20 protein-coding genes are annotated in these 21775 nt (G+C 50.7%); 7 read left to right on the plus strand and 13 right to left on the minus strand.

Annotated features, from left to right (window positions below):
- Window positions 1-399 precede the first annotated feature (399 nt).
- The 5 genes from DZC79_RS10340 to DZC79_RS10360 all read right to left on the minus strand — a co-directional run bounded on the left by DZC79_RS10340 (window position 400) and on the right by DZC79_RS10360 (window position 4595).
- A complete protein-coding gene (locus DZC79_RS10340) occupies window positions 400-786 on the minus strand; it encodes a Rid family detoxifying hydrolase (RefSeq protein WP_118951511.1) in 387 nt (128 codons plus the stop codon).
- A 103-nt stretch (window positions 787-889) separates the two neighbouring features.
- A complete protein-coding gene (locus DZC79_RS10345) occupies window positions 890-1456 on the minus strand; it encodes a hypothetical protein (RefSeq protein ID WP_118951512.1) in 567 nt (188 codons plus the stop codon).
- 137 nt (window positions 1457-1593) lie between these two features.
- Window positions 1594-3246 carry a urocanate hydratase gene (hutU, locus tag DZC79_RS10350; RefSeq protein WP_118951513.1) on the minus strand — a complete coding sequence of 551 codons (1653 nt, stop codon included), beginning with the start codon at window positions 3244-3246 and terminating at the stop codon, window positions 1594-1596.
- A gap of 83 nt (window positions 3247-3329) precedes the next feature.
- On the minus strand, window positions 3330-3866 hold the full coding sequence (locus DZC79_RS10355; RefSeq protein ID WP_118951514.1) for a GNAT family N-acetyltransferase: 537 nt from the start codon (window positions 3864-3866) through the stop codon (window positions 3330-3332).
- Between the two features lie 9 nt (window positions 3867-3875).
- Window positions 3876-4595, minus strand: a complete 720-nt coding sequence (locus DZC79_RS10360; protein WP_118951515.1) for a DUF1003 domain-containing protein — start codon at window positions 4593-4595, stop codon at window positions 3876-3878.
- 78 nt (window positions 4596-4673) lie between these two features.
- On the opposite strand from DZC79_RS10360, the gene DZC79_RS10365 reads away from it, so the two are divergent.
- Both DZC79_RS10365 and der read left to right on the plus strand, forming a co-directional pair.
- Window positions 4674-5351 (plus strand): class I SAM-dependent methyltransferase, encoded by a 678-nt coding sequence (locus tag DZC79_RS10365; RefSeq protein WP_118951516.1) that lies wholly within the window; start codon window positions 4674-4676, stop codon window positions 5349-5351.
- 95 nt (window positions 5352-5446) lie between these two features.
- Complete coding sequence (gene der, locus DZC79_RS10370) at window positions 5447-6823, plus strand: ribosome biogenesis GTPase Der (RefSeq protein WP_118951517.1); 1377 nt, start codon at window positions 5447-5449, stop codon at window positions 6821-6823.
- A 98-nt stretch (window positions 6824-6921) separates the two neighbouring features.
- Here the strand turns inward: der and DZC79_RS10375 are convergent, their stop codons facing one another.
- On the minus strand, window positions 6922-8925 hold the full coding sequence (locus DZC79_RS10375; protein WP_118951518.1) for a DUF3857 domain-containing protein: 2004 nt from the start codon (window positions 8923-8925) through the stop codon (window positions 6922-6924).
- 69 nt (window positions 8926-8994) lie between these two features.
- Here DZC79_RS10375 and DZC79_RS10380 point away from each other — a divergent pair, with 69 nt between their 5' ends.
- From DZC79_RS10380 to DZC79_RS10390, 3 genes are all read left to right on the plus strand, one after another.
- Window positions 8995-11289: a helix-turn-helix domain-containing protein gene (locus DZC79_RS10380; protein ID WP_118951519.1), complete on the plus strand. Its 2295-nt coding sequence runs from the start codon at window positions 8995-8997 to the stop codon at window positions 11287-11289.
- Between the two features lie 102 nt (window positions 11290-11391).
- Window positions 11392-12111, plus strand: a complete 720-nt coding sequence (gene pepE, locus DZC79_RS10385; protein ID WP_118951520.1) for a dipeptidase PepE — start codon at window positions 11392-11394, stop codon at window positions 12109-12111.
- 45 nt (window positions 12112-12156) lie between these two features.
- Window positions 12157-12633, plus strand: a complete 477-nt coding sequence (locus DZC79_RS10390; protein WP_118951521.1) for a hypothetical protein — start codon at window positions 12157-12159, stop codon at window positions 12631-12633.
- Between the two features lie 94 nt (window positions 12634-12727).
- Here DZC79_RS10390 and DZC79_RS10395 read toward each other — a convergent pair whose 3' ends face one another.
- The 7 genes from DZC79_RS10395 to rbfA all read right to left on the minus strand — a co-directional run bounded on the left by DZC79_RS10395 (window position 12728) and on the right by rbfA (window position 19550).
- Window positions 12728-13735, minus strand: coding sequence for a vWA domain-containing protein (locus DZC79_RS10395; protein ID WP_118951522.1), 1008 nt, complete (start codon window positions 13733-13735; stop codon window positions 12728-12730).
- A complete protein-coding gene (locus tag DZC79_RS10400; RefSeq protein ID WP_118951523.1) occupies window positions 13732-14694 on the minus strand; it encodes a DUF4381 family protein in 963 nt (320 codons plus the stop codon). The genes DZC79_RS10395 and DZC79_RS10400 overlap by 4 nt, the downstream gene beginning before the upstream one ends.
- Window positions 14695-14742: 48 nt before the next feature.
- Window positions 14743-15609 carry a DUF58 domain-containing protein gene (locus tag DZC79_RS10405; RefSeq protein ID WP_118951524.1) on the minus strand — a complete coding sequence of 289 codons (867 nt, stop codon included), beginning with the start codon at window positions 15607-15609 and terminating at the stop codon, window positions 14743-14745.
- A gap of 78 nt (window positions 15610-15687) precedes the next feature.
- Complete coding sequence (locus DZC79_RS10410) at window positions 15688-16710, minus strand: AAA family ATPase (protein WP_118951525.1); 1023 nt, start codon at window positions 16708-16710, stop codon at window positions 15688-15690.
- 178 nt (window positions 16711-16888) lie between these two features.
- Window positions 16889-17830 carry a GSCFA domain-containing protein gene (locus DZC79_RS10415; protein ID WP_157977061.1) on the minus strand — a complete coding sequence of 314 codons (942 nt, stop codon included), beginning with the start codon at window positions 17828-17830 and terminating at the stop codon, window positions 16889-16891.
- 85 nt (window positions 17831-17915) lie between these two features.
- On the minus strand, window positions 17916-19142 hold the full coding sequence (locus DZC79_RS10420) for an FtsX-like permease family protein (RefSeq protein ID WP_118951527.1): 1227 nt from the start codon (window positions 19140-19142) through the stop codon (window positions 17916-17918).
- A 51-nt stretch (window positions 19143-19193) separates the two neighbouring features.
- The gene (gene rbfA / locus DZC79_RS10425) at window positions 19194-19550 is read right to left on the minus strand and encodes a 30S ribosome-binding factor RbfA (protein WP_118951528.1); all 357 of its coding nucleotides are present in this window, start codon (window positions 19548-19550) and stop codon (window positions 19194-19196) included.
- A gap of 122 nt (window positions 19551-19672) precedes the next feature.
- Between rbfA and DZC79_RS10430 the strand changes: the two genes are divergently transcribed.
- Window positions 19673-20578 (plus strand): Omp28-related outer membrane protein, encoded by a 906-nt coding sequence (locus DZC79_RS10430; RefSeq protein WP_118951529.1) that lies wholly within the window; start codon window positions 19673-19675, stop codon window positions 20576-20578.
- A 157-nt stretch (window positions 20579-20735) separates the two neighbouring features.
- Window positions 20736-21641, plus strand: a complete 906-nt coding sequence (locus DZC79_RS10435; RefSeq protein WP_118951530.1) for an Omp28-related outer membrane protein — start codon at window positions 20736-20738, stop codon at window positions 21639-21641.
- The last annotated feature ends 134 nt before the right edge of the window (window positions 21642-21775 follow it).

Raw genomic sequence — 21775 nt, forward strand, 5'->3', positions numbered from 1 at the left:
GTATTGAGTATTGAGTATTGAGTATTGAGTATTGAGTATTGAGTATTGAGTATTGAGTATTGAGTATTGAGTATTGAGTATTGAGTATTGAGTATTGAGTATTGAGTATTGAGTATTGAGTATTGAGTAGTGGGGCATTAATGTATCAGTTGGCAATGGAAGATGGGCAATCGGCTATTTATGAGTTGCAGCGGGCAGTGTTGGAGTATCAGTAGTAAGCAATATAGGAATTGATAGTATGAGTATAGCCCCATATAGGCTTTTACTGTATTGAAATTTGAGGTGATAGAGAATGGGCAGTAGGCATAAAGGAGCTGGCAGTTTATAGTTTACAATTGCTAATTGCCACTGTAAACTATAAACTGCCAGCTGAAAGAACTGTCTATTGCCAATTTAGACCTATAAAGACTTCCAGGCGATCACCACTACTTCGATCAATGCACCCAGGGGCAATGCGCTCACTGCATAAGCAGCGCGTGTGGGCCGATGCTCTCCGAAGATCTCCGCATAGTAGCCGTTCACTTCCTTGAAGTCGCCGATGTCGGTAAGCAGCACATTGGCATAGGTTATATCTTTCAGGGTAAGACCAGTCTCGGCCAGTACGGCTTCGATGTTCTTAAACACCTGGCGGGTCTGGGCTTCCAGTCCTTCAACAAGCGCGCCGGTGGCCGGATCGATGCCTACCTGTCCGGAAAGGAAAACGGGCACACCGGGTGCTGTCGGAACAATACCCTGGCAATAAGGGCCCACGGCTGCGGGCGCATTGGCTGTATTTAAAACGTTCATAAGATGTGATTTAATGTTCAGGATTTTGTTTTTTCGTCTGCAAATATAGGCGCACACGGTTTTCAAAGATCACCCCGGAGTGCGTTGCAGGCACAGGTACCGGCTATTCGGCAAGAAACAGCCTGAGGATATAGGAAACTTCATACAAGATAAACAGCGATACCAATACCGCATGAAAACGGGGACTGCTGACCTTCATTGCCACTATACACAGGATGAAATGCAACACATTGCGCAAGGGATACTCCGGGCCGAAATGTAAAAAGTATGCACGCCCTTTGATCAGGGTATCTACAGTATCCAGTACATAGCTCGCGCCCAGCAAACCAAAGAACCATTGCCTCCTGGAATAAAAATATTGCCGGAACCCGCTGTAGTCCTTCAGATCATCGGGATACAACAAGGCGCAAAGCACGTAGTAAACGATGATGTACAGGATCACCAGAAAATAGTCGGTAAACAGCCAGTGTTTTATTTCTACGAGATGAAACTCCCACCACCAGAAATGGATCAGCAGCAGAAAAAGATAAATGGTCCAGGAAAGATGTATCCAATACGCCTGGTTGCGCCCCGGATGCTGCACCAGCTTCACCGCACCATTAAGTAAGTGGCGGATACTAAGGCCCAGCAAAATACCAAGTATCACTTTAATATGGGTATAAGGATCCATTGCGCTCAGATTTGCTTAAAAATACCAAACGGGGCCAACTATCTTTTTCATAATATAAGTATACCGGCGCCTGCCGGCAGCAAAACGTCCGGCGCTGTAACCCGCACCGGACGTTTGTTCTATTCAGCTTTCGGCTATTACCAGATGTTCAGGCCGAAGGCGTCCGCATTGGCCTTGGCGTCTTCGTAACCAGCATCGGTATGTCTCAGGATACCCATAGCAGGATCGTTGTGCAGCACTCGTTTCAGACGTTCTTCCGCATCCTGCGAGCCGTCGGCAACAATCACCATACCGGCATGCAGAGAATAGCCCATGCCTACCCCACCGCCATGGTGGAAGCTTACCCAGCTGGCGCCCCCAGCAGTATTGATCAGCGCATTGAGAATAGGCCAATCTGCCACGGCATCGCTGCCGTCCTTCATCGCTTCGGTTTCCCGGTTGGGAGACGCGACAGAACCACAATCCAGGTGATCGCGGCCGATCACGATCGGCGCTTTTACTTTACCGGTGCGTACAAGCTCATTGAACAGCAGGCCTGCTTTTTCCCTTTCGCCCATGCCCAGCCAGCAGATGCGGGCAGGCAGGCCCTGGAATGCGATCCTGTCTTTGGCCATAGCCAGCCAGCGTTGCAGCCCCTTGTTCTCCGGAAACAGCTCGGCCAGCGCCTTATCCGTAGTATAAATATCTTCGGGGTCGCCGCTCAGCGCTACCCAGCGGAAGGGCCCTTTACCCTCGCAGAACAACGGACGGATATAAGCAGGTACAAAGCCAGGGAAGTCAAAGGCATTCTCCACGCCCCGCTTGTCTTTGGCCTGGCCCCGCAGGTTGTTGCCATAGTCGAAGGTGATGGCGCCCCGCTTTTGCAGCTCCAGCATCTGGCGCACATGGTGGGCCATAGTATCCAGCGAACGGTGCTTGTATGCTTCAGGGTCGCTGTCGCGTAAGGCATTGGCCTCGCTTACGGAAAGCCCTTCGGGGAAATAACCGATCAGCTCGTCATGCGCTGAAGTCTGGTCGGTTAGTGTATCCGGTGTAATGTTGCGGTCAATCAGCCTTTGCAGCAGATCCACCACATTGCAGCACACACCTATCGATACGGCTTCCTTATTTTCTTTAGCTTTTAACGAACGGTCGATCGCCTCATCAATATCAGTATAATATTCATCCAGGTAGCGGGTTTCGATCCGCTTCTGTATGCGCCATTCTTCCATTTCGGCAGCCAGGCAAACACCTTCGTTCATTGTGATGGCCAGCGGCTGAGCGCCGCCCATACCGCCTAGTCCGGCAGTCACATTCAGCGTCCCTTTAAGCGAGCCGTTGTAATGTTTGCTGGCCAGGGAAAGGTAGGTTTCATAAGTGCCTTGTACAATACCCTGAGAACCGATATAGATCCAGCTGCCAGCCGTCATCTGCCCATACATCATCAGTCCTTTGGCTTCCAGCTCCCGGAAGTGCTCCCAGGTAGCCCAGCGGCCCACCAGGTTCGAGTTGGCGATCAGCACGCGGGGCGCATTCTTATGGGAGCGCAATATGCCGACAGGCTTGCCGCTCTGTACCATGAGGGTCTCGTCTTCATTCAGGTTCTTCAGGCATTCCAGTATCTTGTCAAAGCTTTCCCAGTTGCGGGCAGCTTTACCGATACCGCCATATACGACCAGGTCTTCAGGTCTTTCGGCCACTTCAGGGTCCAGGTTATTCTGGATCATGCGGAAGGCAGCTTCCGTTACCCAGTCTTTACAATGCAATTGTGTGCCCACGGGCGACTTGATGACTCTTGCAGTAGTGCTCATAATATATTGATCGGATTTTTCAATGCCGAGGGAGCAAAAATAACAGATTTGGCTTACCGGATAAAAAATATCCCCGCCGGCTGTCAGGGCCGGTTCCTGAATTCAGCTTCCGTCAGCGCCCATAGCCGTACCGGCTGCTCGAAGCAAATAAAGCCCGGCGTAGTGATATACTCGCGAAGCATGCGAAAACCGAGCCCCGCCAATACCTTGTTGGGCGCGGCATTGAGGGCATAAGGCTCGCAATAGAGCACCTTTAGCTTCAGGTTGTTGAAAAAATAAGGCAAGCTCATATGAACCAGGGCCGGACCAGCTCCTTTGCGCCGATGGTCTCCTTGCCACAGGTGCAGATGCATATAAGCCTCTTCACCGAAGCGGATCTTATTGACATTGGAATGTCCTGCAGGGTTCCCGTCGATCTCCCAGATGAGACAGTAAGATTGCTTTTCTTCATAAGATTGCCGCAGCTGTGTGCTCAGCATTTCGCCCCATTGTTCCCGGGAAGGAAGCTTATCCGGCTGTACGCCCATACCCTTCATCAGCTCCGGGTCTGAAAGCAGCCAGTAGTCGGTGATGAGCGGGATATCGCTTTCCCTTATTTCTCTTACAGATAAGATGCCCATAAGCTTGCTTTACCCGGCATTGCCGGTGTTTTTATGATTTTGCTCCAGTCTTTGGATCAGCTGGTTCATCTGCTCAATCTGGTCGCGTTGTATTTCGATAATATCCTGCTGCTGCCGGAGCATCAGGTGATCAAGCTTTTCATGCAGCATCCTGATCTCCAGTTCGGATTTCAGGTTGATCATATAATCACTCTTGGCCCGTTCCCGGTCCTTCTCTTCCTGTCGGTTCTGGCTCATCATGATCACCGGCGCCTGGAATGCCGCCAGGCAGGAAAGAATAAGGTTAAGGAGAATAAAGGGATAAGGATCGAAGCCTTTATTGGCCAGCACAATACCGTTGACTGCTATCCACAGCAGCAGCACAGCAGTAAACGTAATAATGAATTTCCAGCTGCCGCCGAAAGCGGCCACCTTATCTGCAACCCTTTGTCCTACGGTTACGGGCCGGTCTTCTTCATCCGCCCTGGCCGACAAGGTTGTCCGGTTACCTATGGAGTCGAGTACAGTTTTTTCCAGGTCGCCCAGGTCGCCGATCTCCCGCGTCAGGTGATCAGATAGGTATTGTAATTTATAAGCATTAAGCTCACTTACGGCCAGGCAACTGTCGGCCGAGAAGCCGGGCTTCTGCTCCTGTATCTTTTGCAGCAATGCTCCGTGGATGATATCGCCGTAGATGCGTTCGGGCAAGGGGTATTCTTTACCCGACAAGTCGCTCCTGAAAGTTTCCATGCAGTCCTTTTGCTGAAATTACTATGACCGTAATTACCGGCAAAAACTTTTTCTTTGCAGGAACCAATTCCCATATGAATGGAAACACCAGATTTTAAAGCGATTGCCGGCCAGCTGCGCCATCCGCAGGGCGAGGCCGGCCTGGAGACGGCTCTACGTATGGCTGAAAATAACGCCGGTATGATCCGCAGCTGCATCGATCAGCTGCCCCTGCAGCCCGGCGACAAGGTACTGGAGATCGGCCCGGGGGGCGGCGCCCACCTGCCCTACCTTATAGAAAAAACCAGAGCATTGCATTATACTGGCGCCGATATATCGGAAACGATGATCCACATGGCTACTGAAGCCAACAAAGCGCTTATCGGCAAGGGTCTCGCCAGCTTCTCTCAATTGACCATACAGGATGGATATGCACGCCTGCCTTTTGCAGACAATAGCTTTGACAGTATTTTTACGGTCAATACAATCTATTTCTGGGATAATGCTGCCGCGCAGGCGCTGGAGCTCTACAGGGTGCTGAAGCCGGGAGGCATATTCCTGACCTGTTTTGCTACTGAGGCTTTTATGCAGGGGCTGCCTTTTACCCAATATAATTTCAATCTTTACACGCCCGGCAAAGCCAGGACCTTGCTTGAGGAAGCCGGTTTTTTCTACAGCGGCATGAGGGAAGAACGGGAAACGATCTACAGCAATGCCGGTCCTTTGATGGAGCGGGATTTTATCGTACTGACGGTAGGCAAGCCTGAGGATCGATAACAGATAACCTTCTTCATTGCATTATGCACGTTTTGCATCTTAAGCCTGTTACTAAAAACCTAAATCGTACCTTTGCGCCATAAACGCAATAATTGATGTCCGGATTTACTGTAGCTATCGTAGGAAGACCGAATGTAGGAAAATCAACTCTTTTCAATCGTTTGCTGGAACAGCGGAGGTCGATCGTCGACGACTTCAGCGGGGTGACCCGTGACCGGCAATACGGCCTTTCCGACTGGAATGGCAAGGCATTTAACGTGATCGACACAGGAGGCTTTGTCTCCCGCTCGGAAGATGTTTTCGAAAAAGAGATCCGGAAGCAGGTGCATATTGCCATCGACGAAGCAGACATCCTGCTCTTCATCACTGACGTTACCGCCGGCATTACCGACCTGGACGACGAAATGGCCCAGGTGCTCCGCAAATCGAACAAGCCGGTTTTCCTGGTGGTCAATAAAGTGGATAACTCCGATCGCCAGCTGGATGCCACCGAATTCTATATCCTGGGCTTCGATCCCACCTTTTTCATTTCATCCATCTCGGGCAGCGGCACCGGCGAGCTGCTGGATGAGATCAGCAGCCGCATCCCGGACACGGAAAAACCCAAAGACGTTGAAATGGTGGTGGAAGAAATTGAGGACGAGGACGGCAATATCATCCGTATGGAACGGGAAAAGAACCCCGTTCCGAAGATCGCCATTATCGGGCAGCCTAACGCTGGTAAGTCTACCCTGCTGAATGCGCTCATCGGCCAGGAAAGATCCATCGTATCCGATATCGCCGGTACTACGCGCGACCCTATCCATACGCACTACAATCAGTTCGGCAAAGAATTTATCCTGATCGACACTGCCGGTCTGCGTAAGAAAAAAAGCGTTACAGAAGACCTCGAATTTTATTCGGTGATCCGCGCCATTAAGGCCATGGATGAAGCCGATGTATGCCTGCTGCTGGTCGATGCGGAAAAAGGCATGACTGCACAGGATGTCAATATTTTCGGTCTCGCCGCCCGCAAAGGGAAGGGTATCGTAATCCTGGTCAATAAATGGGATAAGGTGGAAGGCAAGGAGACCAACACCGCAAGGGATTATGAGAAGAACCTGAAAGAACGAATAGCGCCGTTTACCGACGTTCCAGTGATCTTTACTTCAGCCACAGAAAAGCAAAGGATCTTCCAGGCGATCGAAAAAGCGCTTGAAGTATTTGATAACCGCCTGCGCCGCATACCCACCTCCCTGCTGAACGAGATCATGCAAAAGGAGATCGAGCGCTTCAGCCCGCCGGTGGTAAGGGGCTATATGGTCAAGATCAAATTCGTGATGCAGATTCCTACGCATACGCCTGCTTTTGCTTTTTACTCCAATCACCCGGACGATATCAAGACGCCATACCGCAATTTCCTGGACAACAAGCTCCGCAGCCATTTCAATTTTTCAGGCGTACCGATCAAGATCTTCTTCAGAAAAAAATAAAGAAGAGAGGTGCTCCCCGCAATAAAGATATCTGTACAAGCATAAGGCCCGGCCTCAGGCCGGGCCTTATGCTTGTACAATGCTCTCATTGTCCATGGCTACAAACCGGATTTAACCACTTTTATCGTTTGCTCCTGGTGCTTGCGGATATCATTAATAAATACCGGCAGATCGTCAGGAACGCCTTCCGTGAGCGGCTTATTGTATTGCAATGTATACAGGAGCCGGAACCTGCCTTCGCCAACACTGTTATTGCTATTATAGGCAATATGGTTATCGCGGAAGCGCAGGTTTCGAGCAACGGGCATTGGCTTTATCTCATAACCGCTTCTCAGCGGCATATCGAGCATATAAATCACCTCAAAAATACCCGCTCCCTGGTCGCGGAATGGCTGGTCGGCTACCGGGAAAAGGTAAGGATCGATTCCCTGCTGTGCTCCCGATACCCTGCCTTTGTAAGTAAATACCAAGGGACTGTCTGCCGCAGCAAAACCCCGGACACTGCAGGACAACAGGGTATCAAAATTAAGCCGGAAGTAAGTGGCGGCAAACTGGTTCAAAGCGGCATCGTCTTTACGTTTTGCCGAGCTTAAAAATGACGACCGGAACTGCATCGCCATCGGTAGCGGTAAGTTGATATTGACAGTACTCTCGTATGCGGCACCTCCGTCGATGGGTTCCAGGCTTGCATTCACGACCACCCTGCTTTTGGAAGCTGTCCGGGGCATTAAAGTAAAGCCGCCCTTTTTGCTGGCAATAAATCCAAGCTTTCCGGCACAGTCCGGCAACGTCTGCCCAAAAGGCATAGCTGCGGCAGGATCGAGGTATATTTTATCGCTGCCCACAGTAAGCTGCGTCAGGCAATAATTAAGAGAAGCAAAATTGACGAAATCCGTTCTCACGTCGTCGTCATTCCCCTTGCACAAGACTACAGGCTCTGCATTAAGACCTGCATGGCGCATCATCTTTACCAGCAACAGGTTTTTCTCGCCCAGGCTACCGCTCCTGGCATCGAAAGCGGTTTCCAGGTTGTTATGTGATGCAAATACTTTATCGTTAAGCAAACTGATGCTATCCCTTACAAAAGTGAATATCCGGCTTGCTTTCTCAGCATCGCTGCCTGCACCCTGTACCAGGGCAGCCGAGCGCACATTGATCTCATTATTTTTAAGACCGAGCTGCCCACCGAAATCGCTGCCGCCGTAAAGCAACAGATCATTAACATTCTCCCAGCTATTGAGGCTGATATCCTGGATGAATCCGTTACGCTCATCTGTCATCATATATCCTGCCCTACCCGACGTGCTGGCGGTATGGCGCTGGCTTTGCAGGAAACGGAGCTGCACCTGGAGCAGGTCCTTCTGCGTGATAGCATATCCTGCCAGAGCGCCTCCGGCCGGGATATTGTTACGCGCCCATATGATGGTACGGAACTGGCCTTCAATTTCACGGCCAACATCGCCAAAGCGGCAGGCGGCACATTGATCCAGCTCTTCATAGGTGCTTACCTTGTAATCTCTGCCGGTATTGCTATAGATGAAAAAATCCAGGCCGGTTTCTTGCGACAGGATGAGCTCCGAATGAAGATTGGGATAATCTTCCTGCATATACCATGCCGGGATCAGCAGCAGGTCGTATGATTTGATGGTATAGCTGTAATAAATAATATCGCCGGCTTTCAGGTTCCCGAATTTCAGCACCGCTCTCTGTCCGCGCTCAAGATCGCGCACAACTATGGGTTCGCTGTTCTCCCTTTCTGAAACGGTTTTACCGGTAAGTCGGTATACCTTTGTAGTGACATCGGACAATCGTTGTCCCGGCAGCAGGTCGATGGTAACCACGGCAACGTCCTTGCCCTGCTCCCTGATGATCCTGGCCATTTTCTGGACTTTATAGTCGTAATAGAATTTTCTTTCGCTGTAACTTGCAACTACTTTCCCCTCCGTGGCCAGGTATACAGCGCCGGCAGTCGTATCGATAGCGAAACGATCCTGTTCCAAATAAGCTTTGATCTTTGCTTTATCTGTAAACAGGTTGTCCTTGGCAGCAACTGAAAGTGCTGCAAAGACAAATAAGTTTAAAATAAAAATTATTTTTCTCATATACAACTAATTCTTTAGTCAAAATTCTATTGCAAGTTACTAACTTTTCTATGATAATTTCGTGCCCAGATGCAAAATACTGACACTTCCAATATTCGTTTTCAGCAGGCAGTCGCATTCGTTAATCAGACGAACCAGCATTTGTTCCTCACCGGTAAAGCCGGTACGGGCAAAACCACTTTCCTGAAGTATATCAGGGAACATTGTTATAAAAAGATGGCCGTGGTAGCGCCCACGGGTGTCGCGGCGATCAATGCCGGCGGCGTAACGATCCACTCTTTTTTCCAGCTGCCTTTCGGCACTTACCTGCCCACACAAAAAACCGTCTGGGGCGGTGAGTTCCAAAATGTCCACAACAAGAACCAGCTCCTGGCCAAACTGCGGTTCAACAGCGCTAAACGTGACCTGATCCGCGAACTGGACCTGCTGATCATTGACGAGATCTCCATGGTAAGGGCCGACGTGATGGATGCCATCGATGCCGTGCTCCGTTCGGTGCGCAGGCGACTGCACGAACCCTTCGGCGGCGTACAGCTTCTCTTCATCGGCGATATGTTCCAGCTGCCTCCTGTAGTAAGGGACAACGAATGGGAGCTGATGAGCGAGTACTATAACAGCCCTTTTTTCTTCGATGCCCATGGGGTGAAGGAAGCTTCGCCGTTGTACATCGAGCTGAAAAAGATCTACCGCCAGAGCGACAGCGCCTTCATTTCCATCCTGAACCATGTGCGGAACAATTCCTGCACCGAAGAAGACCTGGAATACCTGCAGCAGCATTATCATCCGCACTTCATCCCCGACCGGCACGAAGGCTTCATCACACTGACCTCGCACAACAATAAAGCCGATGCCATCAACCAGCAGGAGCTGGAGCGTCTGCCGGGAAAAATACATACGCTGGCCGCAAAGGTGCTGAACGACTTTCCTGAACATGCCTACCCGGTTGAAAAAGAGCTGCACCTGAAAGAAGGCGCCCAAATCATGTTCATCAAGAATGACAAAGGTGAGCAAAGAAAGTACTATAACGGCAAGATCGGAACAATAGAGCGCATCGATGAATACGATAAGCTGATCTTCGTTTCCTTCCCGGGCGAAAAAGACCTGCTGCAGCTGGAGATGGAAACCTGGCGCAACATCCGGTACCAATACGACAACGAGCAGGACGAGATCAAAGAAGAGGAGCTGGGTACTTTTTCTCAGTACCCCATACGGCTGGCCTGGGCAGTGACCATTCATAAAAGCCAGGGCCTTACCTTTGAAAAAGCGATTGTGGATGCTGGGCAATCCTTTGCGCCGGGGCAAGTCTATGTGGCGCTCAGCCGTCTGACGGGACTGGAAGGCCTGGTGCTGAAATCCAGGATAACAGCAGCCAGCATCATGACCGATGAACGTATTCTCACCTTCGCCGAACAAGAAGAATCGGAAGACCGCCTGCAGCGCATCCTGGAGGACTCACAGGAAATCTTCACCGAACAATCGCTGTTGCAGGCCTTTTCCTGGGATAAGCTGAACGATGCCTGGCAGCTGCACTTGGAAGAATTCAACCACCGCTCTCTCCCCGACCAGCATGAAGCGGTACAGCTGTCACATCAGATCTTCAACGGCTTGCTGCAGCAGCAAAAGACCGCCGGAAAGTTTGCACAGCTGCTGCAGGACCTTTTCAAAGAAGGGAAGGCGGCTTATGCCCGCATGCACGAACGTACGGCGGCGGCCAGCGCCTGGTTTGTGAAGGATCTGGAAGAAAAAGCGATAAGTCCTTTAAAGACACATATCGATGCGGAGAAAGTAAAGACCCGCACCAAGAAATACGTGAAAGAGCTTAGGGAGCTGCTCCTGATCTTTGAACGCAAAAAGCTGCAGATACAGCAGGCGGCAGCCATTACCGAAGGGCTGGCCCAGGCCCTCGACCGGCAGCAGCTGATGGACAGGGTATCGCGGCTACACAGCCCTATCGAGGTCAAAGCGGAAGAAAAAACGGGGAGACCGGCGGCGGGCGAAAGCAAAAAGATCAGCCTGCAGCTGTTTAAAGAGGGCAAAAGCATAGAGGAGATCGCCAGCCTGCGGGGCCTGGTGAAAGGCACGATTGAAGGGCATCTTGTCGAATTTATTCCCACAGGCGAGGTTGAGGTCACTGATTTGGTGCAACAAGCCAAGCTGGACGCCATTTTGCGGCAGCTGCAGGCCGATCCCGGCGCGACTTCCGGCACGGTACGCGAGAAGCTTGGCGATCATTATTCCTTTGGAGAGATCAAAGCGGGAATAGCCTTCTGGAAGAAAAAGCAGGAGCAGCCAGGACAAGCGGACGTTGGAAAAGCTGCTGGACCAATCAAACTGCCTGACGCTATTGATCCGGGGCGTTGTTAACACAGGTGCAAAAACACCACTTATACGTTATAAGTTGTAACTTTGATTCTTCAGTGCTTATCCATAATGGTAAGCACTTTTTTATTTGACAGTAGCTTTGCAATGAAAAATATTATCCTTGCCAGCACCTCAACCTTATTCGGAGAGGATTATCTGGCTTACTTACAGCCGGTGCTCCCTGCGCTTTTCAGCAATGTAAGCGAAATTGTGTTTATTCCTTATGCCCGGCCCGGCGGCATTTCCCACGATGAGTACACGGCAAAGGCGGCAGCGGCTTTCAGTGCGCTGGGTATTGCGCTGAAAGGCTTGCATACTTTTCCCTATCCTGCTGAAGCGATCCGTAAAGCGCAGGGTTTCTTCACCGGCGGTGGCAACACCTTCCTGCTGGTCAAACAACTGCACGAGCGCGGCCTGATGCAGGCACTGAAAGCAGCTGTAGAAGCAGGCAAACCTTACCTCGGTGCCAGCGCCGGCAGCAATATCGGCGGGATCAATATGCAGACGACCAACGATATGCCGATCGTGTACCCTCCCTCTTTTGAGACAATGGGCCTGGTCCCTTTCAACCTCAATCCCCATTATCTCGATCCCGATCCGCATTCCACGCATAACGGAGAAACAAGAGAGACCCGTATCCGCGAATTCCTTACCCAGAACGCCGTTCCTGTAGTGGGCCTGCGCGAAGGTAGCTGGATCAGGGTTGAAAGCGACCGGATCACTACCGAAGGCAGTCGGGACTCCCGCATATTTGAGCAAGGCAGAGAGCCTTATGAGCTATCACCCGGCACTGTGCTGTCTTTTGGCAATAAAACAGCTTCCTGAACGTTATTTTCCTGATGAGCACTAAACAGCCTTAACGAACCGATTATGAACAAGATCAATACAATTAAAGTAAGCGCGTTATCAGCACTGGTATTATTGGCCGCTTGCTCCAAGAATCCAAAAATAGATCCGCCGACAGACAAAAACAGCAACCTGACACTGGATAAGATCGTAACAACCAATCTCATCAGCACGGGCAATATGCGGCTGACCGGCTACACCAAACTTGAGTACATTGCCGAAAAGGCGGATGGCTCCCTGCCTATGGATACGATACGCATCTCTGATTCCTTCAATATTTCCAGCAATAATTATACACAGAACTACTATCTCAATACGCCCGATCGCTCTAAGGTGTTGAATCTTGAATTCAAGATCGTGATCACGGGAGGCGGCGCAGACGCCATTAATATCGGTAAGCTGTCGTATCTCTGGAACGGTCAGACCTATTTTAATACTCCAGTTACCATGAACATGATCGACAATAAAAATTTCATCACGAAGCAGGTGATCAATTTCTGATCAGGCGTAAAGCATATAACGACAAAGGGTGTTGACTTAAGATCAACACCCTTTTATTATTTACCCGTTACCTGATTAGCGAATTAGAGAGAAATCAGGGTAATCTTCTGAAAAGCGTAAAGCTCAACGCCAGCTCCACCACCAGCGCAGCAACACCTGTAAAGGCAAACCAGAAGAACAGCTCGCCATAATGTTTATAGGCATTCACTTCAACGCTTGTTTTCTCCAGCTTGTCAATTTCCTTGTAAATGCTTTCCAGCTTACTGTTGCTGGTCGCGCGATAGTAATTGCCTCCGGTCTGTTTGGCGATCTTCTTCAGTAGTTCCTCGTCGATCTGCACGGGCACCATCTGCTTACGGATACCGAAAGGTGTTTGTACCGGCGACAAAGCTTCGCCTTCAGTACCCACGCCTATCGTGTATACCCTTACTTTATAAGCTTTAGCGATCTCCAGCGCCAGTTCGGGGCCTATTTTACCGACATTGTTCACACCGTCGGTCATCAGGATCACTACCCTGCTTTTGCCTTTGGCATCGCGCAGGCGGTCTACGGCTGTAGCCAGTCCGTCGCCGATAGCCGTACCATCCTGCAGCATACCGCTTTTAATCTGGCTCAGCTGCTCTTTCAGCACACTATGATCGATCGTGATGGGGCATTGGGTAAAGCTCTCTCCCGAGAAGATCACCAGGCCGATGCGGTCGGTAGGACGCGCATCAATGAATTTAAGCGCATTCGCCTTGGCAGCCTCCAGCCGGTCGGGCTTAAAGTCTTCGGCCAGCATGCTGCCCGAGATGTCCATACTCAGCACGATGTCGATCCCCTCGCTGTCTATCGTCTCGCTTACATTGGTTTTCTGTGGCCGTGCCAGCGCAATCACAAAGGCAATAAAGGCAATGCTGCGGAGCACCTGTAACAGCGGCCGCCAACGCACCTTCCACGAAGGCTTTATATGCCGCAACCCCTCGGTGGTAGAGATACGGAATACCACAGCGCGGCGCTTTTCCTGGTAAAAGAAATACCAGACCAAAAGAGGCAGCAGCAACAGCAGCAGCAGGAACCAGGGATGGGCGAACAGGATGTGATAACGATTTAAAAAGCTCATGATGCCGCCCCCTCCTCAGGTCTTACCTGCGTCCGCTGCACCACCTCAATTGCGGCGGCCATGCAGGCACTGTATTCATGCGGTAAAGGATTGGCCTTGGCAAATTTGGCCAAATCGGCTGTGCGCAGGATGGTCTTGAGCTCGGGACGCAGCTTCCGCAGCTCATTCCGGGCATCGCTCTGCTTTTTGAGCAAGGCCAGCAGCTCGTCGGTGGTCTGCTCCATTGCGGTAATGCCAAAACGCTCTTCCAGGTAGCTGCGGACAATATCGCTCAGCTCGGAGAAGTATTCCTTGCTGCGACCCTGTTCTTCCAGCTTCCGGTCCTTAAGCTCCTGCAGCAGACGTAATGCTTTTTCATGCGCTTTTTCCGGCGGTATCTTGGCTTGCGCCGGCATCCTGGTCTTCCGGTACCTGATAAAATAGATGATCACAAACAGCAGGATACCCAGCAGCAATATAGCGGCAAGGATGATCTTCCAGTAATCCCATATCGACCACTTTACATCAACGATCTCCTTGATCGGCTTAAAAGCCTTTGTCGTGTCTACGGCAACGGTCGTTATTTCAACGGGTATGGAATCAGTATGCAAGACTTGCTGCTGACCGTTGGCGACTACGTTGAATGTAAATGAAGGAATGTAATAACGCCCTGAATCAAATCCAGTGATCAGCAAACGCTGGCGCAGCAGCAGGGTGTCCGCACTGCGCAGGGTATCGATCTTACCCTTCTCTACGATCTCCAGGCCGTTCATACTATCGGACATAGCCGCCCACTGTACCTGGTCGCCGGGGCCGGCGGGCCTTACCTCCAGCCACAGCCTTACCTGGTCGCCGATCACAATCTTTCGGCTGTCGGTGTAAGCTCTGGCGCCTGCCTGAGCATAGGCTCCTGTAGCGCAACCTATGAAAAGGGTAAGGCAAGCAAGAAAAAGTAAAATAGTTTTGTTGTTCCCGTTCATTTAAACTTCGGCAATCTAGAATAGTAAGCCACAAACTTTCTGTAGCGGCTACCGGTTGATAAAAAAGCCCTGCAATATCTTCACATAGTCTTCATCGGTACGGACCGAGATCAGCTCCGCGCCACTCTTCCTGAAGGCATTAGTACTGTATTTGCGGTGCTCTTCAAAGGATCTGGCATAGTCGTTACGCACCTGTCTGCTGCTGGTATCCAGCCATTGTAGCCGCTGCGTTTCGCTATCCTGCACCTGTATCAGTCCTACTTCGGGCAGCTCGCGGTCGGCCTTGTCGTAGACCTGCACGCCTACCAGGTCGTGCCTGCGGGCGGTAAGCTTCAGCGGCTCTTCGTAGGGCGCACTGATAAAATCGCTCAGCAGGAAAGCGATGGCCCTTTTCTTGGAAGCATTGTTGAAAAAACGAAGGCAGGCCCCGATGTCGGTGCCTTTGCGTTGCGCCGGCGCCAGGGTAATCATTTCGCGGATAATGCGGAGAATATGCGATTTACCTTTTTTGGGTGGAATATATTGCTCGATCTTATCGCTGAAGAAGATCACCCCGACCTTATCGTTATTGGTCGTTGCCGAAAAGGAAAGCACGGCGGCGATCTCGGTGATCAGGTCCCTTTTCAGCTGCTTCGAGGTACCGAACAGCGAGCTGCTGCTCACATCGATCAGCAACATTACCGTAAGCTCCCGCTCTTCTTCAAATATCTTTACAAAGGGCGTAGAGAAACGGGCGGTCACATTCCAGTCGATCGCCCGCACATCGTCGCCGGGACTGTATTCCCGCACCTCGCTGAAGGACATACCGCGTCCTTTGAATGCGGAATGATACTCTCCCGAAAAAATGTGGTTGCTCAGCCCCCTGGTCTTGATCTCAATACGGCGTACCCGCTTTAGTATTTCAGCTGTGGTCATAGATGAATGTCAGATTTGCGTCTTTGGTTAAAGATGGGCGGGCTCTGAAAAGCGGCGCACCCTTTTCCATCGTTCCGACTAAGGCACTTCGACCACATTCAGTATTTCGTTGATGATCTGCTCGGCGGTTACATTCTCTGCTTCGGCTTCATAGGTAAGGCCGATACGATGGCGCAGCACATCGTGGCACACCGCCCGTATATCCTCGGGGATCACATAGCCCCGGCGCTTGATGAAGGCGTAAGCTTTGGCTGCATGGGCCAGGCTGATGCTGGCCCTGGGCGAGCCGCCGTAAGCGATCAAGGGCTTAAGTTTGGCCAGGCGGTATTCTTCAGGGAAACGGGTAGCAAATACGATATCCAGGATATACTTCTCGATCTTTTCGTCCATATACACTTCCCGCACCAATTGTCGGCCGTTCAGAATGTCTTTCGTTGAAACGACAGGATTGATCTTGGGATAACCGGCGGGGTTCAGATTTTGCCGTATGATAAGCATTTCTTCCTCTTTCTTCGGATAAGAGATCACGACTTTCAGCAAAAAGCGGTCGACCTGCGCTTCCGGCAGCGAATAAGTACCTTCCTGTTCGATAGGATTCTGCGTCGCCAGCACCAGGAAAGGCTCTTCCAGCTTATGCGTGCTGTCGCCTATGGTCACCTGCTTTTCCTGCATCGCTTCAAGCAGGGCGCTTTGCACCTTGGCAGGCGCACGGTTGATCTCATCGGCCAGAATAAAATTGGCGAAGATAGGCCCGCGACGTACCTGGAACTGGTGTTCCTGCGGATTGTAGATCATGGTACCGATCACGTCGGCCGGCAACAGGTCGGGTGTAAACTGTATCCTGCTGAAACGCGCGTTGATCGCGGAAGCCAGCGATTTGATCGCCAATGTTTTTGCAAGGCCGGGAACGCCTTCCAGCAGCACGTGGCCCTGGGTCAGCAAGCCGATGAGCAAGCGCTCTACCATGTGCTTCTGGCCTACCAGCGCCTTGTTCAATTCCATAGTCAGCAGATCGATGAAGGCACTCTGCTGATGAATTCTGTCGTTCAGTTCATGAACGTCAACTGATGAAGAACCTGTTTGCTCCAATTTTTGATCCATGTTTCTTTTTAATATTAATCAGGGACACGAAGCCTTCCGGGCTCCGCCGAATGAATAATTGCCAGTAAAAAGCGAGTAAAAATAAGGAATATCTCTGTGGATAAAAACGGATTTACAAATATCAAATTAGTTTGTGCAAACTAAATTTTAAAATTACAACCTGCGCGTTAAACGGCAGTTAAAGCGCCGCCCTGCCGCCCTTGCCACCAAAGACTTTCAGCTCTTCCGATAGGTCCAGGTAAGGAAAAGCCTTCTGCAATTGCCTTGCTTTAAGCAGCATCGCGTTCCTGAAAACCACTGCAGCGCCGGTTTCCGGGAAGCGGTGGCGATGCTTCGCTCCAGCAGCAAGCTCGCCTATACGGCGCAGCAGATCGCGGTCCGGCGCGGTCATATAAACATCAACGAACTGCTCCCACACATATTGTGCAGCAAGCGGATTGGGATGTACCATGTCCTGCTCAAAAAAACGGTAATCACGCAAGACGTCGATTACCAGCTCGTAGGCAGGAAAGTAATGGCAATGCGCATGGCGGTCGGCCAGTGTATGGATCAGCTCATGGAGCCTGGCCTTGCTGCGGTTGTTCTCTATAAGACCGTCGCGTACATGACGCACGGGGCTTAAGGTAAAGATCAGCTGCAAAGCAGGGTTGAAGGCCAGCAGCGAGGCAATAAGCTGCTCCCATGTTTCCTGCATGTGGCCGATGTCCAGCAATTTCTTTTCAAACCATTGCCCAGGCGCTTTATGACAGTTGGCCACGCCATAGCCGGCTTTCCCCGCCTGACTGGTAGTAAAATACTGGTAAGCCGAACCGAAAGTAATGATCAGCCAGCGGGCTTCCGCCAGGAAGGCCGATGCACGGGCGATGGCATCATTCATACTGCTTAAGGCTACTTCTTTGCTTGTATGGGAAAAACGGGAATGGAAGTCCCAGCTGTTCCAGGTTTCATTATGACAAAAAAGATCTTCATCACAGTAACGTCTCCCCTTTATACAGGCCTGCAGTCCACCGGCGATGCTGTTGGGATTAAACAGGATGCCGTGGGGATTGCTGTATACCTGCATCTTGGCCATGGCCATATGACCGCCGATGTGCTCGGTAAAGCAAGAGCCGGTAAGCATAACCTTATCGCTGTGTCTTAAGCACACAGTCGGCGCGGGTATGGAAAAAGGAAGCTGCAGAGATAACAAAGCCGGTTATTTAAGTTTATTCTTCACGTACATAGATCGCCTGCCGCGAGGCTTTATAAGCAGGGTACCAGGCGGCCAGCAGGCCCACAGCCAGGGCCGTGGCCACAACCAGCAGGAAATCCTGCGCCTGGAGCAGCACGGGATAAGCGTCGATAATAAATCCTTCGGGCAGGGAGATCCAGCCGTAGTAGTGCTGGCCCAGGCACAGCAAGAGCCCGGCCAATACGCCGATGAGCGCACCGAACAAGGCCAGCAGACCGCCTTCCGTAAGGAACACGGAGTGGATCAGCGTTCTCCGTGCACCCATGGATTTCAATATGGCAATATCCTTCTTCTTTTCCAGCACCACCATCGACAACGAGCCGATCATATTGAAAGAGGCAATAAGCAAGACCATGAGCAGGATAGCATATACCGCCCATTTCTCGCTACGCATGATCATATAGAATGTCTTGTTCTGCTCAAAGCGGTTTTCGATAATGATTCCTTCGCCCAAAATCTCCTTCAGCTCATACCTGAGGCGGCCCTCCCCTGTTCCGGGCTTCAAGGCAATTTCTACCGAAGACGCACGGTTCCCGGCGCCAAAGAGCCGCCGGGCGGCCTCCAGGGGCACCAGCACATATTGTCCGTCGAATTCATCCTGTATCCGGAAATTGCCTTGCGGCTTGACCACAATACTGTTCAATCCGGCCTCGGGGTCTTCCGAGCTGGGGATACCTGGCTTGGGATAATAGATGCGCAGGCCGGCAAAGGCATTATTGACATCGATACCCAGCGCTATGGAAACGCCCAGTCCCATAATGGCAGGGGTATAATCGTGGCGCTGTGGCCAGGAAGCCTGGCCGTCGGTCATAAAGCTATCGATATGGCTTACTTTGAACCAGCTGTCGTCCACACCTTTTAGCGTGCCCACACGTTGCTCCTCATCACCTGTCAGCAATACCATATCTTCCAGCGAAAGACTGGCGACAGCTATACCGGGCAGCTGCCGTACCGCCTGCAGCTGCTCATCAGTAACTGTAAAAAACTTACCTTTTGAAGGCCTTACTTTCAGACCGGGATTAAAAGCAGAATACATGCCTTTCACCGTATCTTCAAGGCCATTGAACACGGAAAACAGTACGATCATCGCTGCTGATGAAACGGCGATTGCACCAATGCTGATCCAGGAAATAATGTTGATGGCCTGAGCCGACTTCTTTCCGCGGAAGTAGCGCCAGGCTATTTTAAATGCAGGGGCCATTAAGATCGGTAAGCTTTTTGTGCAGAAAGCGGGTAACAGCAGCCATTCGCCTTAACCCTCCTTCTTGATCTGGTTCAGCAGCTCTTCTATTTTGGATACATGCTCGAGGGTGTCGTCTTCAAAGAATTGCAGCTCGGGAATGCGGCGCAGCTGATGGCGCAGCTTTCCCCCCAGGATGCCGCGTAGCTCGCCCGTTTTCTCACGGATCAGCTGCATCAGCGCTTTATGATTCTCTATTTTGAATAAGCTCAGGTGGATCCTGGCTTCGAGCAGATCGGGTGTTACTGTTACCTGGGAGATCGATACCATGCCACCCATCACCATATTCAGGCCCTCTCTCTGAAAAATACCGGTCATTTCCTCCTGTATCAACCGCGCTACCTGTTTCTGGCGTTTACTGATTTCCATCGTCTTGTTGCTTAACTGATTTGAAACCCTAAAATTACATCATTATACAATGAAAGAAAAAGATTGCCTGAAGGATTATTTACTTAATTTCGAAAGCAATATTTAAAATTTCCTATACATCAATGAGAAAGATACTGATTGGCGCTGCGTCCGCCGGGCTTTTATTTGCGGCTTCCTGTAAAGAACATGGCGTACCCATAAATATCACGGAAGACCTTTCAAAAGACTCGACTTCCGTGGGCGCGGTGGAAGAACCACAAAAGAAAAGAGTGCTGATCGAGGAGCTGAGCGGCGTACGTTGCGTAGTATGTCCGAAGGGCGCAGAGAAGCTGAAGGAATTGGAAACCCAGCATCCCGGACGGGTGAGCATCGTTTCGCTTCATGCCGGCGACCTGACCACTCCGTTGAGCGAAAGCCACCAGGACTTTCGTACTGAAGACGGCGAGAATCTGTTAAAGCAGACCCTGGGCGAAAAAAGCGGTTCAAAACCTTCCTCCGTATTCGATCGTCTGCCTTTCGGCAATCAGGGATATAAGTATCTGGTGAACGGTTATATGGATTGGCCCGACCGCTTGTCCAAGGCGCTGGATATGAATCCTACCACACCTGTCAATATTGCCCTGACCTCGGTGTACGATGATGCCAAAGAGGAATATGTGATCGAAGTAACGGTAAAATATACCAAAGCCGTGAACGAACAGTATGCGCTTAATCTCTTCCTTACTGAAGACAAGATTATTGATGCGCAGGAGTTTTCGTCCACCAATATCCAGGAGGATTACGAGTTCAATCATGTTTTCCGCAAGTCCATTACACCGGTGGTTACCGGTAAACCTATCCTTCCGGATATGGACACGAAGGAAGCAGGTCGTATATACTGGTGCCGCACTACTTTCAAGATCGACAAGACTGACGAAAAACAAAGGCTGTGGAACCCCGCCAACATGAAAGTGACGGCCTTTGCCAGCATTATGGACCCCAATAACAAAAGGGTCATACAGGTACAGGAAACCAAGCTGGTTCCCTAAAATTTAAAATTTACTGAAGCAGAAAGTACAGCCGGCCAATACCAACTGCGCTTTCTTTATTTCCCTTGCTTACATCATTATGCAGTGAAAGAAAAAAACCGCATAAAGGATTATTTACTTAATTTTGAAGGGAATATTAATTTTCCCTTTTATAGAAATGAAAAAGACACTTATTGGTGCCGCTTCCGCCCTGCTATTGTTTGCTGCCTCCTGTAAGGAACATGGTGTGCCTATAAATCTCACTGAAGATAACTCGAGGGACTCCTCTTACATGGGTACCGTAGAAGAACCTGAAAAAAAGAGAGTGATGATCGAAGAGCTGAGCGGCGTGCGTTGTGTTAACTGCCCGCAAGGTGCAGAAAAGCTGGAGGAAATGCTGACGCAGTACCCAGGGCGACTAAGCATTGTAACCATTCACGCCGGCGCACTGACCACACCGCTGGAAGAAAGCCACCAGGATTTCCGAAGCGAAGACGGCGACAACCTGCTGAAGCAAGCCTGGGGCGGCGAACAGGGCTCCAAGCCAACCGCAGTATTTGACCGTCTGCCCCTGGGCAATATGGGATACAAGTATTTTGTGAACGGCTACCTGGATTGGCCTACCAAAGTGACCAATGCGTTGGATCAGCACCCCACTACCCCAATCAATATTGCGGTAACCTCCGCATACGATGATGCCAAAGATGAGTATACCGTCGAAGTTACGGTGAAGTATACTTCCGCGGTAACGGACCAATATACCCTGAATATCTTCCTGAGCGAAGATAAGATCATCGACGCGCAGGAACTGTCTTCCACCAATGTTAAGGAAGACTACGAATTCAATCACGTGCTTCGCAAGGCGATTACACCACCGGCTACTGGTAAGCCTATTCTTCCCGGCGTAGCCACCAAACAACCGGGCCAGGTATACTGGTATAAAACATCCTTCAAAATCGACAAGACCGACGAGAGACAAAAGCTGTGGAATCCGGCCAATATGAAAATAACTGCCTTTGCCAGCAAGCTGGACCCCAACGACAGGCGTATTGTGCAGGTACAGGAAACCAAGCTTGTACCTTGATCTTTTAAGACATTAATACAACAGAGCGGCCGTCTTTAAAAAGACGGCCGCTCTGTTTTTAGTATGCTGATTGCTGACTCCTTTTGTTGCGGCGTAATATCAGGCATTTCTGCAGGAGCGAAACAGGAGCAATC

It is taken from the genome of Taibaiella helva (assembly GCF_003545695.1).
Classification (GTDB): Bacteria; Bacteroidota; Bacteroidia; order Chitinophagales; family Chitinophagaceae; genus Taibaiella; species Taibaiella helva.

Bases quoted from the DNA above. Each gene is read 5' to 3' on its own strand.
- DZC79_RS10340 (WP_118951511.1), bottom strand. From the start codon at position 786: ATGAACGTTTTAAATACAGCCAATGCGCCCGCAGCCGTGGGCCCTTAT.
- DZC79_RS10345 (WP_118951512.1), bottom strand. From the start codon at position 1,456: ATGGATCCTTATACCCATATTAAAGTGATACTTGGTATTTTGCTGGGC.
- hutU (WP_118951513.1), bottom strand. From the start codon at position 3,246: ATGAGCACTACTGCAAGAGTCATCAAGTCGCCCGTGGGCACACAATTG.
- DZC79_RS10355 (WP_118951514.1), bottom strand. From the start codon at position 3,866: ATGGGCATCTTATCTGTAAGAGAAATAAGGGAAAGCGATATCCCGCTC.
- DZC79_RS10360 (WP_118951515.1), bottom strand. From the start codon at position 4,595: ATGGAAACTTTCAGGAGCGACTTGTCGGGTAAAGAATACCCCTTGCCC.
- DZC79_RS10365 (WP_118951516.1), top strand. From the start codon at position 4,674: ATGGAAACACCAGATTTTAAAGCGATTGCCGGCCAGCTGCGCCATCCG.
- der (WP_118951517.1), top strand. From the start codon at position 5,447: ATGTCCGGATTTACTGTAGCTATCGTAGGAAGACCGAATGTAGGAAAA.
- DZC79_RS10375 (WP_118951518.1), bottom strand. From the start codon at position 8,925: ATGAGAAAAATAATTTTTATTTTAAACTTATTTGTCTTTGCAGCACTT.
- DZC79_RS10380 (WP_118951519.1), top strand. From the start codon at position 8,995: ATGCAAAATACTGACACTTCCAATATTCGTTTTCAGCAGGCAGTCGCA.
- pepE (WP_118951520.1), top strand. From the start codon at position 11,392: ATGAAAAATATTATCCTTGCCAGCACCTCAACCTTATTCGGAGAGGAT.
- DZC79_RS10390 (WP_118951521.1), top strand. From the start codon at position 12,157: ATGAACAAGATCAATACAATTAAAGTAAGCGCGTTATCAGCACTGGTA.
- DZC79_RS10395 (WP_118951522.1), bottom strand. From the start codon at position 13,735: ATGAGCTTTTTAAATCGTTATCACATCCTGTTCGCCCATCCCTGGTTC.
- DZC79_RS10400 (WP_118951523.1), bottom strand. From the start codon at position 14,694: ATGAACGGGAACAACAAAACTATTTTACTTTTTCTTGCTTGCCTTACC.
- DZC79_RS10405 (WP_118951524.1), bottom strand. From the start codon at position 15,609: ATGACCACAGCTGAAATACTAAAGCGGGTACGCCGTATTGAGATCAAG.
- DZC79_RS10410 (WP_118951525.1), bottom strand. From the start codon at position 16,710: ATGGATCAAAAATTGGAGCAAACAGGTTCTTCATCAGTTGACGTTCAT.
- DZC79_RS10415 (WP_157977061.1), bottom strand. From the start codon at position 17,830: ATGCTTACCGGCTCTTGCTTTACCGAGCACATCGGCGGTCATATGGCC.
- DZC79_RS10420 (WP_118951527.1), bottom strand. From the start codon at position 19,142: ATGGCCCCTGCATTTAAAATAGCCTGGCGCTACTTCCGCGGAAAGAAG.
- rbfA (WP_118951528.1), bottom strand. From the start codon at position 19,550: ATGGAAATCAGTAAACGCCAGAAACAGGTAGCGCGGTTGATACAGGAG.
- DZC79_RS10430 (WP_118951529.1), top strand. From the start codon at position 19,673: ATGAGAAAGATACTGATTGGCGCTGCGTCCGCCGGGCTTTTATTTGCG.
- DZC79_RS10435 (WP_118951530.1), top strand. From the start codon at position 20,736: ATGAAAAAGACACTTATTGGTGCCGCTTCCGCCCTGCTATTGTTTGCT.